Annotated in this window: 15 protein-coding genes; 14 read left to right on the top strand and 1 reads right to left on the bottom strand. The window is 71.8% G+C overall.

The window, feature by feature from the left end; genetic code table 11:
• Window positions 1-160: 160 nt before the first annotated feature.
• The 3 genes from ACF1CT_RS00480 (at window position 161) to ftsH (ending at window position 6,431) form a co-directional block, all read left to right on the top strand.
• On the top strand, window positions 161-2,644 hold the full coding sequence (locus ACF1CT_RS00480; protein WP_391781528.1) for a [protein-PII] uridylyltransferase: 2,484 nt from the start codon (window positions 161-163) through the stop codon (window positions 2,642-2,644).
• Between the two features lie 148 nt (window positions 2,645-2,792).
• On the top strand, window positions 2,793-4,340 hold the full coding sequence (gene ffh, locus ACF1CT_RS00475; protein WP_391781527.1) for a signal recognition particle protein: 1,548 nt from the start codon (window positions 2,793-2,795) through the stop codon (window positions 4,338-4,340).
• Between the two features lie 177 nt (window positions 4,341-4,517).
• Window positions 4,518-6,431: an ATP-dependent zinc metalloprotease FtsH gene (gene ftsH, locus ACF1CT_RS00470; protein WP_391781526.1), complete on the top strand. Its 1,914-nt coding sequence runs from the start codon at window positions 4,518-4,520 to the stop codon at window positions 6,429-6,431.
• A gap of 99 nt (window positions 6,432-6,530) precedes the next feature.
• On the opposite strand, the gene ACF1CT_RS00465 is transcribed toward ftsH, so the two are convergent.
• Complete coding sequence (locus ACF1CT_RS00465) at window positions 6,531-7,403, bottom strand: class I SAM-dependent methyltransferase (protein WP_391781525.1); 873 nt, start codon at window positions 7,401-7,403, stop codon at window positions 6,531-6,533.
• Between the two features lie 578 nt (window positions 7,404-7,981).
• Between ACF1CT_RS00465 and ACF1CT_RS00460 the strand changes: the two genes are divergently transcribed.
• From ACF1CT_RS00460 to ACF1CT_RS00410, 11 genes are all read left to right on the top strand, one after another.
• The gene (locus ACF1CT_RS00460) at window positions 7,982-8,575 is read left to right on the top strand and encodes a hypothetical protein (protein WP_072487235.1); all 594 of its coding nucleotides are present in this window, start codon (window positions 7,982-7,984) and stop codon (window positions 8,573-8,575) included.
• Window positions 8,576-8,733: 158 nt separating this feature from the next.
• Window positions 8,734-9,171 (top strand): 30S ribosomal protein S16, encoded by a 438-nt coding sequence (gene rpsP, locus ACF1CT_RS00455; protein WP_391781524.1) that lies wholly within the window; start codon window positions 8,734-8,736, stop codon window positions 9,169-9,171.
• Window positions 9,172-9,173: 2 nt separating this feature from the next.
• Window positions 9,174-9,413 carry an RNA-binding protein gene (locus ACF1CT_RS00450; protein ID WP_005311361.1) on the top strand — a complete coding sequence of 80 codons (240 nt, stop codon included), beginning with the start codon at window positions 9,174-9,176 and terminating at the stop codon, window positions 9,411-9,413.
• A gap of 78 nt (window positions 9,414-9,491) precedes the next feature.
• Entirely contained in the window at window positions 9,492-10,106 is a 615-nt protein-coding gene (gene rimM / locus ACF1CT_RS00445; RefSeq protein WP_391781523.1) for a ribosome maturation factor RimM, read from the top strand.
• Window positions 10,106-10,927, top strand: a complete 822-nt coding sequence (gene trmD / locus ACF1CT_RS00440) for a tRNA (guanosine(37)-N1)-methyltransferase TrmD (RefSeq protein ID WP_391781522.1) — start codon at window positions 10,106-10,108, stop codon at window positions 10,925-10,927. Before rimM ends, trmD begins: the two co-directional genes overlap by 1 nt.
• A gap of 161 nt (window positions 10,928-11,088) precedes the next feature.
• Entirely contained in the window at window positions 11,089-11,439 is a 351-nt protein-coding gene (rplS, locus tag ACF1CT_RS00435; protein ID WP_391781521.1) for a 50S ribosomal protein L19, read from the top strand.
• 45 nt (window positions 11,440-11,484) lie between these two features.
• Window positions 11,485-12,255, top strand: a complete 771-nt coding sequence (gene lepB / locus ACF1CT_RS00430) for a signal peptidase I (protein WP_391781520.1) — start codon at window positions 11,485-11,487, stop codon at window positions 12,253-12,255.
• The gene (gene lepB / locus ACF1CT_RS00425; protein ID WP_391781519.1) at window positions 12,248-13,348 is read left to right on the top strand and encodes a signal peptidase I; all 1,101 of its coding nucleotides are present in this window, start codon (window positions 12,248-12,250) and stop codon (window positions 13,346-13,348) included. The genes lepB (ACF1CT_RS00430) and lepB (ACF1CT_RS00425) overlap by 8 nt, the downstream gene beginning before the upstream one ends.
• On the top strand, window positions 13,248-14,141 hold the full coding sequence (lepB, locus tag ACF1CT_RS00420; RefSeq protein ID WP_391782144.1) for a signal peptidase I: 894 nt from the start codon (window positions 13,248-13,250) through the stop codon (window positions 14,139-14,141). The genes lepB (ACF1CT_RS00425) and lepB (ACF1CT_RS00420) overlap by 101 nt, the downstream gene beginning before the upstream one ends.
• Before the next feature lie 50 nt (window positions 14,142-14,191).
• Window positions 14,192-14,929 (top strand): signal peptidase I, encoded by a 738-nt coding sequence (gene lepB, locus ACF1CT_RS00415; RefSeq protein ID WP_391781518.1) that lies wholly within the window; start codon window positions 14,192-14,194, stop codon window positions 14,927-14,929.
• Window positions 14,919-15,407 carry an NUDIX hydrolase gene (locus ACF1CT_RS00410; RefSeq protein ID WP_391781517.1) on the top strand — a complete coding sequence of 163 codons (489 nt, stop codon included), beginning with the start codon at window positions 14,919-14,921 and terminating at the stop codon, window positions 15,405-15,407. The genes lepB (ACF1CT_RS00415) and ACF1CT_RS00410 overlap by 11 nt, the downstream gene beginning before the upstream one ends.
• The last annotated feature ends 53 nt before the right edge of the window (window positions 15,408-15,460 follow it).

Raw genomic sequence — 15,460 nt, 5'->3', positions numbered from 1 at the left:
GGGCTGATCGCCCATGACGCCGGCCGCCGCCGACGCGGCGCCCGCACCGGGCCCGAAGCCCCCCGGACACGCCCGAACCGCCGACGCGGCGACCGCGGCGGGTCGGCGACCCGCCGGACACACCCGAACCGTCGGCGGTTCCGAAACGAAAGGCGGCCGGATGACGAACACCGAAACACCCCCCGCGTCCGGCGCCCCGGAGCCGGGCGGCTACGCGGCGGCCCGACTGCGCCTGCTCCAGGACACCGGACGGTCCGGACCGTCGCGCCGCACCGCCCTCGCCTCGCTCACCGACACATGGCTCGCGGCGCTGTTCACCGCCGCGGCCGACCGGGCGGGCGTCCGCGGCGCCGCCCTCGTCGCCGTCGGCGGCCACGGCCGCGGCGAACTCTCCCCGCGCAGCGACCTCGACCTGCTGCTCCTGCACGACGGCAAGGCCGGTACCGGAGCCGTCGCCGCCCTCGCCGACCTCCTCTGGTACCCCGTCTGGGACCTCGGCCTCGCCCTCGACCACTCCGTACGCACCCCCGCCGAGGCCCGCCGGACGGCCGGCGAGGACCTGAAGGTCCAGCTCGGGCTGCTCGACGCCCGGCCGGTCGCCGGAGACCTCGCTCTCGTCGCCGCCCTGCGCACCGCCGTACTCGCCGACTGGCGCGACCAGGCCCCCCGGCGTCTGCCCGCCCTCGCCGACCTCTGCCGCGAACGCGCCGAACGCCACGGCGAACTCCGCTTCCTCCTGGAACCCGACCTCAAGGAGGCCCGCGGCGGACTGCGCGACACGACCGCGCTGCGGGCCGTCGCCTCCTCCTGGGTCGCCGACGCCCCGCGCGAAGGCCTCGCCGAGGCCCGCCGCACCCTCCTCGACGTCCGCGACGCGCTCCACCTCACCACCGGCCGCGCCACCGACCGCCTGGCCCTCCCGGAACAGGACCAGGTCGCCGGTGCCCTCGGCGTGCTCGACGCGGACGCCCTGCTCCGGCAGGTGTACGAGGCCGCCGGCACCGTCGCGTACGCCGCCGACGTCACCTGGCGCGAGGTCGACCGCGTCCTGCGCGCCCGTTCCGCACGCCCCCGGTCGCGCGCGCTGTTCGGCGGCGGACGGACCACCGCCGGTGAACGCACCCCGCTCGCCGACGGCGTTGTCGAATCCGACGGCGAGGCCGTCCTCGCCCGTACCGCCCGCCCCGAGCACGACCCCGTGCTCGTCCTGCGCGCCGCCGCGGCGGCCGCCCGGGCCGGACTCCCGCTCTCCCGCCACGTCGTGCGCCGCCTCGCCACCACCGCCCGCCCGCTCCCCGTGCCCTGGCCGGCCGAGGCCCGGGAGGAACTCGTCACCCTGCTCGGCGCGGGCCGGGCCGCCGTCCCCGTCTGGGAGGCGCTCGAAGCAGAGGGACTGATCACAAGGCTGCTCCCGGACTGGGAACGCGTCCGCTGCCGCCCCCAGCGCGACCCCGTCCACACCTGGACCGTCGACCGCCACCTCGTCGAGACGGCGGTGCGGGCCTCCTCGCTCACCCGGCGGGTCGGCCGGCCCGACCTCCTGCTCGTCGCCGCCCTGCTGCACGACATCGGCAAGGGACGGCCCGGGCCCGGCGACCACTCCGTCACCGGAGAGGTCATCGCCCGGGACACCGCAGCCCGGATCGGCTTCGACCGGCACGACGCCGAGGTGATCGCCACCCTCGTGCGCCACCACCTCCTGCTCGTCGAGACCGCGACCCGGCGCGACCTCGACGATCCCGCGACCATCGACGCCGTCGCCGAGGCGGTCTCCTCCCCGGCCACCCTGGAACTCCTGCACGCCCTCACCGAGGCCGACGCCCTCGCCACCGGCCCCGCCGCCCGGTCCGCCTGGCGCGCCTCCCTCGTCGCCGACCTCGTCCGGCGCGTCGCCGCCGTGTCGGACGGCAGCGCCCCGGCACCACCGGAACCGCGCGGGCCGAGCGCCGAGGAGGAACGGCTCGCGGTCGAGGCGCTGCGCACCGGCGGTCCCGCACTCGCCCTGCGCACCCGGACAGCGGCACCGGACGGGTACGACGCATCGTCCGGGGACGGCGAACCCGAACCCGTCGGGGCCGAACTCCTCGTCGTCCTGCCCGACCGTCCCGGGGCCCTGCCCACCGTCGCGGGCGTCCTCGCCCTGCACCGTCTCACCGTGCGCGCCGCCGAACTGAGCGCCCCGGACCTCCCCGTCGAGGTGACCGGCGGCGCCCCCGGCGGCCTGCTGCTGCTCCGCTGGCGGGTCGCTGCCGAGTACGGCGCCCTGCCGCGGGCCGACCGGCTCCGGGCCGACCTCGTGCGCGCCCTGGCGGGCCCGTCGGACATCGGCGCCCGTCTCGCCGGGCGCCGGGCCGCCCACCCGCGCCGCCGCGGGGCGGAGGCCCCGCCGCCCAGGGTGACGGTCGCCGCGGCGGCCTCGCGGCGGGCGACGGTGATCGAGGTACGGGCCCAGGACGCACCCGGGCTGCTGCACCGGATCGGCCGCGCACTGGAACGGAGCGGGGTACGGGTGCGCAGCGCGCACGTGTCGACGCTGGGCGCGAACGCCGTGGACGCCTTCTACGTCACCCGGGACGACGGCACTCCGCTCCCGGACCCGGAGGCGACGGCCCTGGCGCGTTCGCTGGAGGACGCGCTCCGGTGAGGTGCCGCGCGGCCCCGCCGGCCGGCGGAGCGCCGCCCGCCCCCTGCGCGCCCCGGGCGAATACGGCGGGCAAGGGCGTCCGCCCGCCCGGGCCGGTTACCCTAGGAGCGATCCGTACCGCCCCCGACCCCGAGGACCGACGAGCGCCGTGTTCGATACTCTCTCCGACCGCCTTGCCGCGACTTTCAAGAACCTCCGGGGCAAGGGCCGCCTGTCCGAGGCGGACATCGACGCCACGGCCCGCGAGATCCGTATCGCCCTGCTCGAAGCGGACGTCGCGCTGCCCGTCGTCCGGTCCTTCATCGCGAACGTCAAGGAGCGGGCGCGCGGCGCGGAGGTCTCCCAGGCGCTGAACCCGGCCCAGCAGGTCGTCAAGATCGTCAACGAGGAGCTCGTCTCGATCCTCGGCGGCGAGACCCGGCGGCTGCGGTTCGCCAAGAACCCGCCGACCGTGATCATGCTCGCGGGTCTCCAGGGCGCCGGGAAGACCACCCTGGCCGGAAAGCTCGGCCGCTGGCTCAAGGGGCAGGGCCACTCCCCGCTGCTCGTCGCGTGCGACCTCCAGCGCCCCAACGCGGTCAACCAGCTCAGCGTGGTCGCCGACCGGGCCGGTGTCGCGGTGTACGCACCCGAGCCGGGCAACGGCGTCGGCGATCCGGTCCAGGTCGCCAAGGACTCCATCGAGCACGCAAGGTCCAAGCAGTACGACGTGGTGATCGTCGACACCGCCGGCCGCCTCGGCATCGACCAGGAGCTGATGCAGCAGGCCGCGGACATCCGCGACGCCGTCAGCCCCGACGAGATCCTCTTCGTCGTCGACGCGATGATCGGCCAGGACGCGGTCAACACCGCCGAGGCGTTCCGCGACGGCGTGGGCTTCGACGGTGTGGTGCTGTCCAAGCTCGACGGCGACGCCCGCGGTGGCGCGGCCCTGTCGATCGCGCACGTCACGGGCAAGCAGATCATGTTCGCGTCGAACGGTGAGAAGCTCGACGACTTCGACGCCTTCCACCCCGACCGCATGGCGTCCCGCATCCTCGACATGGGTGACCTGCTCACCCTGATCGAGCAGGCGGAGAAGACCTTCAGCCAGGAAGAGGCCGCCAAAATGGCCTCCAAGCTGGCGTCCAGCAAGGGCAAGGACTTCACGCTCGACGACTTCCTGGCCCAGATGGAGCAGGTCAGGAAGATGGGCTCCATCTCCAAGCTGCTCGGGATGCTGCCCGGCATGGGGCAGATCAAGGACCAGATCAACAACATCGACGAGCGCGACGTGGACCGTACCGGCGCGATCATCAAGTCGATGACCCCCAAGGAGCGGGCCGAGCCGACGATCATCAACGGCTCGCGCCGGGCGCGCATCGCCAAGGGGTCCGGCGTCGAGGTCAGCGCCGTGAAGAACCTCGTGGAGCGCTTCCTCGACGCGCGCAAGATGATGTCGAAGATGGCACAGGGCGGCGGCATGCCCGGCATGCCGGGGATGCCCGGCATGGGTGGTGGCCCCGGCCGTCAGAAGAAGCAGGTCAAGCAGGCCAAGGGCAAGCGCAAGAGCGGCAACCCGATGAAGCGCAAGGCCGAGGAGCAGGCGGCGGCGGCCCGTCGTGCCCAGGCGGCACAGGGCGGTGCGCCCGGCCTTCCGGCCCCGGGCGACAAGGACTTCGAGCTGCCGGACGAGTTCAAGAAGTTCATGGGCTGATCGCCCCGCGGCCCGGATGAGGGGCACCCGCCGTCGGCGGGTGCCCCTCACTCGTGTGTGCCGGGCGTCCGCGGGGGCATCCGTCCCCCTGTGGGCCCACTGGGCGGGCCCACGAAGGGCTTCGGCGGGTTTTCTCCTCTAATGTCGCATTCAACGGCCGTCGGCAGAGGAGCCCGCGTGACCAGTCCCGTACCTCCCCGCGATCGAACCGACCAGCCGTGGCGTTCCGAGGGGGCCCCACCGCCCCAGCCGCCGGGCCGGAAGATGCCGGGAGGCTGGGGCGGACTGCTGCTGACCGCGCTCGTCGTCTACCTGATCGCCAACCTGGTGCTGTCCTTCTTCAACGGCGCCGAGGAACGGACGATCGCCTACACGGAGTTCAGCAAGCAGGTCACCTCGGGCAATGTCGCCAAGATCTACTCCAAGGGCGATTCCATCGAGGGCCAGCTCAAGAAGGAATCGAAGGTTCCGGGAACCGACGAGAAATACACCAGGTTCGTCACCCAGCGCCCCGCCTTCGCGGACGACAACCTCTGGGCGGAGCTGGTCAAGGACGACGTCATGGTCACCGCGGAGCCGGTCGTCCAGCAACGCAGCTTCCTCGCGAACCTGCTGATCTCGCTGGCCCCGATGCTGCTGCTCGTACTGCTCTGGGTCCTCGTCGCCCGGCGGATGGCCAGGGGCATGGGCGGCGGGCTCGGCGGCTTCGGGCGCAAGGCCCCGCCCAAGCCGGTCGCACTGGAGGGTGCCACGCGCACCACGTTCCAGGACGTGGCCGGGATCGACGAGGTCGAGGGCGAACTCAACGACGTCGTGGACTTCCTGAAGAACCCGCAGGCATACCGCAGGATGGGTGCCCGGATGCCCGGGGGAGTGCTCCTCGCCGGGCCGCCCGGCACCGGCAAGACGCTGCTGGCCCGGGCCGTCGCGGGCGAGGCCGGTGTGCCGTTCTTCTCGGCGTCGGCCTCCGAGTTCATCGAGATGATCGTCGGCGTCGGCGCGAGCCGGGTGCGGGAACTCTTCGCCGAGGCGCGCAAGGTCGCCCCCGCCATCGTCTTCATCGACGAGATCGACACCATCGGGCGGGCCCGCGGCGGCGGCTCCGGCATGGGCGGCCACGACGAACGCGAGCAGACCCTGAACCAGATCCTCACCGAGATGGACGGCTTCTCCGGCTCCGAGGGCGTCGTGGTCCTCGCCGCCACCAACCGCGCGGACGTCCTCGACCCCGCGCTCACCCGGCCCGGCCGCTTCGACCGGATCGTCCAGGTCAGCCCGCCCGACCGGAGCGGCCGGGAGGCGATCCTGGAGATCCACACCCGGCAGATCCCGCTCGGCCCCGATGTGAACCTGGCCCAGGTGGCCGCCACGACCCCCGGCATGACCGGCGCCGATCTGGCCAACCTCGCCAACGAGGCAGCGCTCCTCGCCGTCAAGCGCAGACAGACCGAGGTGAGCCGGTCGGACTTCTCGGACGCCCTGGAAAAGGTCCAGCTGGGCGCGGAACGCTCCCTGGTCATGTCCGACGAGGACCGCCGCAGGACCGCCTACCACGAGAGCGGACACGCCCTGCTCGGCATGGTCCAGCCGGGGGCCGACCCGGTCCGCAAGGTCACCATCGTGCCGCGCGGCCGGGCCCTGGGCGTCACCCTCTCGACGCCGGAGGCCGACAAGTACGCCTACACCGAGGACTACCTGAGGGGCCGCATCATCGGCGCGCTCGGCGGGATGGCCGCCGAGCAGGTGGTGTTCGGCGTGATCACCACCGGAGCGGAGAGCGACCTGGAACAGGTCACCCAACTGGCCCGCGGCATGGTCGGCCGCTGGGGCATGAGCCACAAGGTGGGCCGGCTGACGGCCATCCCGGGCGACGCGCAGCAGGCGTACGGACTGTCGGCCGCCCCCGCGACGCTGGACGCCGTGGACGGCGAGATGCGACGCATCGTCGACGAGTGCTACGAGACGGCGTGCCGGCTCCTGCGCGAGAACCGGGACCGGCTGGACGCGCTGGCCGCGGCGTTGCTGGCGAACGAGACCCTGGACGAGGCAGCGGCCTACCGGGCGGCCGGCATCGCCCGCCTGGCCAAGTAGCGCGGGCCCCGGGGGCGGGAGGACAGCGGAAGCGGCACCCGCACGCACGGCTCGAACGGTCACCGCACGGATGGCTCAGAAGGTCACCGCACGCACGGCTCAGACGGTGCACACGAGGTAGCGGAAGACGTTCGGCATCCGGACCGTGCCGTCCGGGCGCCGGTGCGGGCGCAGGGCTCGCGCCACGTCCTCGGCGACCCGCTGCGGATCCGTCGCCCGTACCGCCGTGTCGAACATTCGCGTGGACAGCAGTCCGCGTACCGCGCTGCCCAGGTCCGGGTAGTCGAACGGGCAGGCGACCCGCCCGGAGCCGTCCGGCCGCAGACCGGCCCGGAACGCCACCTCTTCGAGGTCGTCCCGGCGCGACGGACGCCAGCCCCCCGGGCGGGGTTTGCGGATCCCGTCGGACCCCCGGCCCCCCACCCGGAGCACGGGCGCTGTCGCGCACCGCTCCGGCGGGCCCCACCCGGTCAGGACGACCGTGCTGCCCCGGGCGGCCAGGGGCACCGCTGCGCGCAGCGCGCCCACCAGCCGCTCGTCGTCGCCGTCCGAGCAGCCGATCGGCGTGAACGCCGTGATCAGGTCGTACGGGATGCCGTCCGCCGGAGCCGCCGCGGACGGGTCACCGTCCAGGAGCCGGTGGCCGTCCGCCGGGGAAACGACCTCGCCCGGACCCGGCAGCAGCCGGGTCCGGGCGAGCGCCAGTCGGTCCGGGTCGGTGTCGACGCCGGTGACGCGCGCTCCGCGTGCCGCCGCGATCGACAGGGCGAGACCGGAGCCGCAGCCGAGGGAGAGGACCCGGGCGTCGGCCCCCACTTCGAGCCGCTCGTACACCGCCTCGTACAACGGCGCGAGCATCCGTTCCTGGATCTCCGCCCAGTCGCGGGCGCGGGTGCCGGGGTCCGTCGCGGCGGCGGCACCGGTGGTGGCCGTGACCGTGCGGCTGTGGTGCCGGACGAGCGTTGGTGTCATGGAAGCGCCCCTATCCGCCGGGAGGTCGGTCCTGTCCGATCGGTCGTGCCCGAGTGGATGCCCCTGGTCGCGACCGCGACCGCTCCCCGTCGGTGGACCGGGGAAGCGCGCGCCCGCGCGCACGCCCCGAGGGCGCCGACGCGCCCGGAGGAAACCGCTCCGGGGGACGGACGCCCGTCGACGGGCGGGAGCCGATGGGCGGGCGTCCGGAACCGGTGCCGCCCGCGCCTCCCCCAGTCTGACCCGACATCCGGAGCCGGGCACTTCGAGAGCCGCGCGCGACACCGCACCCGCTGCGGAGGACCGCCCGGCAACCCGCGTACGGTGGCCCTCCACGCGTCGCTCCACGCGGCCGTCCACGCGTCCCGCCGCGTGCCCGTCTACGCGCCCGGACGTCCGTCTACGCGTCCGGGCGTACGCATCACTACGTACCACCTTGGCGTGAGCTGTGAGAGTTCTCCGTAGATCTGCGCACCCGCCCTCGTCGGGACGCATCAAGGGCAACTGACTGGTACGTGCAAATTATTTGGGATGGCCCGGAATCGGAACACCGGGGCGTTCGCGCTCGTTGTCACGACGTGAGCACGACACCACCTGTACTTGCCGCAGAGCTGGCGCAGGCGTGGGCCGATATTCAGCGGTACCACCCCGAGCTGCCGGATCTAGCCGCTCCCGAGTCCCTGATCGGAGAGTCCTCGTCCGCCTGTGGCGCCGAACTCTCCTTCGAGCGACTGCTCCACGAGGCAGTCCATGGCATTGCCGCCGCGCGAGGTGTCCGCGACACCTCTCGGGCAGGCCGCTATCACAACCGTAGATTTCTCGCGATCGCCGAGGAGCTGGGTCTCGACCACGCCGAGGAGCCCCACCCCAGCAGTGGCTTCTCGCTGGTCGCCCTCAACCCGGAGGCCAAGCGCCGCTACCGGCCGACCATCGAGCGGCTGCAGCGTGCGCTCAAGGCGCACACGGTCGCGACCGCCGCCGACACCAAGCGTTCGTTCCGAGGCCCGGCGGCCCGGCACGGTTCCTCCGGAGGAGGCGTCCGGGTCAAGGCCGTCTGCGACTGCGGACGCAACGTACGCGTCGTCCCGTCGGTCCTGGCACAGGCTCCGATCGTCTGCGGCGGATGCGGGAAGCCGTTCCGCATCCCGGAAGCAGCGGTCGCTGTGGGGTGACCTCATGAGGTGTGGCACAATGGCTAGCTGTACTCGACAGTCGCACAGGACCCCTCTCTCCTCCGGCTGACGCGTCCATCGGGCACCCGAGTACCGCAAACCCCACGTGGCATCTTCGTTGTGCCCAACCACGTCATAGACCAGGAGACACCACTTCCGTGGCAGTCAAGATCAAGCTGAAGCGTCTGGGCAAGATCCGTTCGCCTCACTACCGCATCGTCGTCGCCGACTCCCGTACCCGCCGTGACGGCCGGGCCATCGAGGAGATCGGCCTGTACCACCCGGTGCAGAACCCCTCGCGCATCGAGGTCAACTCGGAGCGCGCGCAGTACTGGCTGTCCGTCGGCGCCCAGCCGACCGAGCCGGTTCTCGCGATCCTGAAGCTCACCGGTGACTGGCAGGCGCACAAGGGCCTCCCGGCCCCCGCGCCGCTGCTGCAGCCGGAGCCCAAGACCGTCAAGCGCGCCCTGTTCGAGAGCCTGGGCGACGGCGACGAGGCCAAGGGCGAGGCCATCACGCAGAAGGCCAAGAAGTCCGACAAGAAGGCGGACGAGGCTGCTGACGCGGCCGCGCCCGCCGAGTCGACCGAGGCCTGAGCATGCTCGAGGAGGCTCTCGAGCACCTCGTGAAGGGCATCGTCGACAACCCTGACGACGTGCAGGTAGCCTCGCGCAACCTGCGTCGCGGTCGCGTGCTGGAGGTCCGGGTCCATCCCGACGACCTCGGCAAGGTGATCGGCCGCAACGGCCGTACCGCTCGCGCGCTGCGGACCGTCGTGGGCGCCATCGGCGGCCGTGGTATCCGCGTCGACCTCGTCGATGTGGATCAGGTTCGCTGACAAGTTGAACACCGGCACGGGCCGGGGAGGGCCATGCGCCCGCCCCGGCCCGTCGTCGTATGACAGGAGAGACACAAGGTGCAGTTGGTAGTCGCGCGGATCGGCCGTGCCCACGGCATCAAGGGCGAGGTCACCGTCGAGGTGCGTACGGACGAGCCGGAGCTGCGGCTCGGGCCCGGAGCCGTGCTCGCGACCGATCCGCCCACCGCCGGACCGCTGACGATCGAGACCGGCCGGGTGCACAGCGGACGGCTGCTGCTGCGCTTCGAGGGCGTGCGCGACCGTACGGCCGCCGAGGCGCTGCGCAACACGCTCCTGATCGCCGAGGTCGACCCGGCGGAACTCCCCGAGGAACCCGAGGAGTTCTACGACCACCAGCTCGTCGACCTCGACGTGGTCCTCGCCGACGGTACCGAGATCGGCCGGATCACCGAGATCGCGCATCTGCCGTCGCAGGACCTGCTCATCGTGGAGCGGCCGGACGGCGGCGAGGTGATGATCCCGTTCGTCGAGGAGATCGTCACCGAGATCGACCTGGAGGAACAGCGTGCGGTGATCGCCCCGCCACCGGGGCTGATCGACGAGAGCGAGGCCGTGATCGCCTCCTCGCGCGACGAGGACGCGACGGACACGGCCGGGAGCGAAGGGACTGCCGACGGGGCCGAGGCGCCCGGGACCGGGAAGGACGCCTGATGCGGCTCGACGTCGTCACGATCTTCCCCGAGTACCTGGAACCGCTGAACGTCTCGCTGGTCGGCAAGGCCCGTACGGGCGGCCGGCTCGACGTGCACGTCCACGACCTCCGGGACTGGACCCACGACCGGCACCACACGGTCGACGACACTCCGTACGGCGGCGGCCCCGGCATGGTCATGAAGACCGAACCCTGGGGAGAGGCGCTGGACGACGTCCTGGCGAGCGGTTACGAGTCCGGGGCGCACGCACCCGTGCTCGTGGTGCCCACGCCCAGCGGTCGCCCGTTCACCCAGGAACTCGCCGTCGAACTCTCCGAGCGCCCGTGGCTGATCTTCACCCCGGCCCGCTACGAGGGCATCGACCGTCGGGTGACGGACGAGTACGCGACCCGCGTACAGGTCGTCGAGGTGTCCATCGGCGACTACGTCCTGGCGGGCGGGGAGGCCGCGGTGCTGGTGATCACGGAGGCGGTGGCCCGGCTGCTGCCCGGAGTGCTCGGCAACGCCGAATCCCACCGGGACGACTCCTTCGCCCCCGGGGCGATGGCCGATCTGCTGGAGGGGCCCGTCTACACCAAGCCGCCCCAGTGGCGGGGCCGCGGCGTTCCGGACGTCCTGCTCAGCGGTCATCACGGGAAGATCGCGCGCTGGCGCCGGGACGAGGCCTTCCGGCGCACCGCGCTCCACCGGCCCGACCTCATCGAGCGCTGCGAGGCGAACGGCTTCGACAAGAAGGACCGCGAGATCCTCTCCATCCTGGGCTGGTCCCCGGAGCCGGGGGGCCGATTTTGGCGCAGGCCCGAAGCCGTGGAAGAATAGGCGGCTGCTGTACGTCCGTCGTGCGCCCCTGCCACAGGGGGAGCGGCCACCACGTCCTCATGCGCATGGGGACGGCCCAGACGTCCGACCGGTGCGAGCGGCAACCCATCCTCACTACCTCCCGTCGATGACCTGTGGCATCGGCGAAGAAAGCAGACAACATGTCTTCCCTGCTCGATGGCGTCAACGCCGCGTCGCTGCGTTCCGACCTCCCGGCGTTCCGCCCCGGCGACACCGTCAACGTCCACGTGCGAGTGATCGAGGGCAACCGCTCCCGTATCCAGCAGTTCAAGGGCGTCGTCATCCGTCGTCAGGGTGCCGGTGTCAGCGAGACCTTCACGGTCCGCAAGGTCTCCTTCAGCGTCGGCGTCGAGCGCACCTTCCCGGTGCACAGCCCGATCTTCGAGAAGATCGAGCTCGTCACCCGCGGTGACGTCCGTCGCGCCAAGCTGTACTACCTCCGTGAGCTGCGCGGCAAGGCCGCGAAGATCAAGGAGAAGCGCGACAACTGAGCTGACTCCCTGGTCCACAGGTCAGACCGTTAAGCTCTGGCCCCGATGGACACGGAAGCCAAGCACCCGGAGCGCGATCGCTCCTCCGCACCCGCAACGGGGCCGGAGGAGGGATCGCGCTCCTCGCGTATGCCGTCCCGGACGGCCACTTCGATCTCCTGGCGGCGGACCGCCGTGCTGGGTGCCGCCTGCTCGGCCTTCGTCCTGCTTCTCAGCGCGTTCGTGGTGCGGCCCTACCTGATCCCCAGCCGTTCGATGGAACCCACGTTGCACGTGGGGGACCGGGTGATGGTGAACAAGCTGGCGTACCGTTTCGGCTCCGGGCCGCACCGCGGCGACGTGGTGGTCTTCGACGGCACCGGATCCTTCGTGCAGGAGCCGCCGCGGGAGAACCCCGTCGCCGGACTGCTGCACCGGGCGGCGGCCTCCCTGGGCCTGGCGGAGCCCGCCGAGACCGACTACGTGAAGCGGGTGGTGGGTGTGGGAGGGGACCGGGTGGTCTGCTGCGACCGGCGCGGGCGGATCGAGGTGAACGGCCATCCGCTCGCGGAGGACTACCTGCACCCGGGGGACGAGCCCTCCCGGGTGCGCTTCGACATCGTCGTGCCCGAGGGCACCCTGTGGATGATGGGCGACCACCGCAGCAATTCCCGCGACTCGCGCGATCATCTGGGAGAGCCGGGCGGCGGCATGGTCCCGGTCGGCCGGGTGATCGGCAGGGTGGACTGGATCGGCTGGCCGCTGCGCCGGATGGGTTCGCTGCCGGACAGCGCGGCCTTCACCGGCGTACCGGCGCCGGGCGGGGCCCATGGGTAGCCCGGACCGGCGACCGGACGAGGACGAGCCGGAGGCCGGTGCCGCCTCGGTGCCCGCCGCCTCCCCGGCGCCGGGGGCGGAGCGGCCGTCCGAGAGGGACCGGCCGTCCCGGGCGGAGCGCCGGCGAGATGCCCGCTCGGCCGAGCGGCGGCGCCGCAGGTCGACGCTCCGGGAGATGCCCCTGCTCGTCGTCGCGGCACTGGTGATCGCCCTGATCCTCAAGACCTTCCTGGTGCAGGCCTTCGTGATCCCGTCCGGATCCATGGAGCAGACCATCCGGATCGGCGACCGGGTGCTGGTGGACAAGCTGACGCCCTGGTTCGGATCGCGGCCCGAGCGCGGCGACGTGGTCGTCTTCAAGGACCCCGACAAGTGGCTGAGGAACGAGAACGCGGGCCGGAAGGAGTCGCCCGTCGTCGTCAAGCAGGTGAAGCAGGCGCTGACATTCGTCGGACTTCTGCCGTCCGACGACGAGCAGGACCTGATCAAGCGCGTGGTCGCGGTCGGCGGCGACACGGTGACATGCTGTGACAAGGACGGCCGGATCGCCGTGAACGGTGTGCCCCTCGACGAGCCCTATCTGTACGCGGGCAATCCGCCCTCCCTCATCAAATTCGAGGTAAAGGTTCCGGCCGGGCGGCTCTTCGTGATGGGCGACCATCGCTCCGATTCCGCCGATTCGCGCTACCACCTGGACGAGCCGGGCCACGGAACGGTTCCCGAGAACGACGTCGTGGGGCGGGCGGTGGTCATAGCCTGGCCGTTCTCCCACTGGCGAAAACTGGAGGAACCGGCAACATTCGACTCGGTCCCGGACGCGCGCACTGGGACGGCCGCCGCGTCGGGCCGGTCGAATAGTGTGGTGTCCGAGGATCCCGACGGAATGATCCCTCTCCCGACCCCTGCGGAACTCCCGCTCGTTATGGGAGTGGTGGGCCTGCACCGGTTGGGGTGCAGGCGGTGGCACGGAGTAAGGAGTGGATGTGGGGGACTTGGCGGTCGGCGCACGATCCGGACACGAACCCGAGGACAGGCCGGAGCATTCGGATCACGCCGAGTCCGCCGGGGCGACGGCGGAGGGTGCGGTGGGTGACGGCGACGGCAGGGGACAGCAGAAGCCGCGCTCCTTCTGGAAGGAGCTGCCCCTGCTCATCGGTATCGCGCTGGTCCTCGCACTGCTGATCAAGACGTTTCTGGTGCAGGCGTTCTCGATCCCCTCGGAGTCGATGCAGAACACGCTGCAACGGGGTGACCGGGTGCTGGTCGACAAGCTGACCCCGTGGTTCGGCTCGGAGCCCGAGCGCGGCGAGGTCGTGGTCTTCCACGACCCGGGCGGCTGGCTGGACGACACCCAGGCACCCGAGCCGAATGTGGTGCAGAAGTTCCTCAGCTTCATCGGACTGATGCCGTCCGCCGAGGAGAAGGACCTGATCAAGCGGGTCATCGCGGTCGGCGGCGACACGGTGGAGTGCAAGAAGGACGGGCCGGTCGTGGTGAACGGCAAGGCCCTGGACGACAAGCCGTTCATCTTCCCGGGGAACACCCCCTGCAACGACGAGCCGTTCGGCCCGATCACCATTCCCGAGGGCCGGATCTGGGTGATGGGCGACCACCGCCAGAATTCCCTCGACTCCCGCTACCACCAGGAACTGCCGGGAGGTGGCACGGTCTCCAACGACGAGGTGGTCGGCCGGGCCATCGTCGTGGCATGGCCGATCAACCGCTGGGCGACCCTGCCCATCCCGAAGACCTTCGACCAGCCGGGCATCAACACGAAGGTGAACGCGGCGATGAGCCTGGCCCCCGGCGCGCTCGGCGTGGCCGGCGCGGTGCCTCTCGTGCTCTGGCGCCGCAGGAGGCTGACCCGGGAGCGTACCGCCGGGTAGGGTGCCGACTCGGATCAGCGATTGTCGATCTCCGATGCGGGGGCGCTGGGATGAGTGGAACAGGACGTACGGGTGACGGCCGCGGTCGGCTCGGCAGCATGCTGTCGGGGCTGGCCGTGGCCGTCGGCTGTGTGCTCTTCCTCGGTGGTTTCGCCTGGGCCGCCGTGGTGTACAAGCCCTACACCGTGCCGACCGAGTCGATGACCCCGACGGTGCACGCCGGTGACCGGGTGCTCGCCGAGCGGATCGACGGCAGTGAGGTCCGCCGCGGCGACGTGGTGGTCTTCACGGATTCGGCGTGGGGCGACATGCCCATGGTGAAGCGGGTCGTCGGGGTCGGCGGCGACACGATCGCCTGCTGCGACAGGGGTCGGCTCACGATCAACGGCAAGGCCGTTGAAGAACCGTATCTGCAGGGGAAGGACCCCGCCTCGACGGACAGCTTCACGGCCGACGTGCCGCAGGGGCAGCTCTTCCTGCTCGGTGACGAACGCAGGTCGTCCCTGGATTCACGGGTCCACCTGAACGACAGTGGACAGGGATCCGTACCGCGCGACGCGGTGCGGGCCCGGGTGGACGCCATCGCCTGGCCGATGGACGGGATGGTCGAGCGGCCGGAGGCCTTCGCCTCCCTGCCCGGCGGAGTCTCGTCGCCCGGGCCGCTGCGGCTGCAACTGGCCGCCGTGGTGACGGGTGTGGTGCTCATCCTCGCCGGTTCCGCGTACGGCCCGATCGCGGCCCGGTCGGCACGGCGTGCGCGGGAAAGGACGACGAACGGTGCACGTTGAGAAGCGGAAGGTCGCCCGTGTGGTGCTCCTGGACCCCGACGACCGCATTCTCCTGATGCACGGATACGAACCGGAGGATCCCCAAAGCACCTGGTGGTTCACTCCGGGAGGCGGTCTGGAGGGTGACGAGACCCGGGAGGCGGCCGCACTGCGCGAGCTCGCCGAGGAGACCGGCATCACCGACGCCGAACTCGGGCCCCTGCTCTGGCGACGGCAGTGCTCCTTCCCCTTCGACGGGAGGCGCTGGGAACAGGACGAGTGGTACTACCTGGCCCGCACGACCCGGACCGCCACCGACACCCGAGGACAGACCGGACTGGAGCGGCGCAGCATCGCGGGGCTGAGATGGTGGACCTCCGCCGAACTGTCGGCGGCGCGTGAGACGGTGTACCCGACCAGGCTCGCCGAGTTGCTGCGCACGCTGCTCGACGAGGGTCCTCCGCGTACGCCGATGGTTCTGCCCCCCGAATCCGCCTGAGGGCCCGGGGAGCCGTTCCCTGGCGCACAATGGGGGGACGCACGGCTGAAGGG

This window comes from Streptomyces sp. NPDC014734, from assembly GCF_043083325.1.
Lineage (GTDB): Bacteria > Actinomycetota > Actinomycetes > Streptomycetales > Streptomycetaceae > Streptomyces.
The sequence above is the reverse complement of the archived record's forward strand: the minus strand, read 5'-3'. Positions and strand labels throughout refer to the sequence as shown.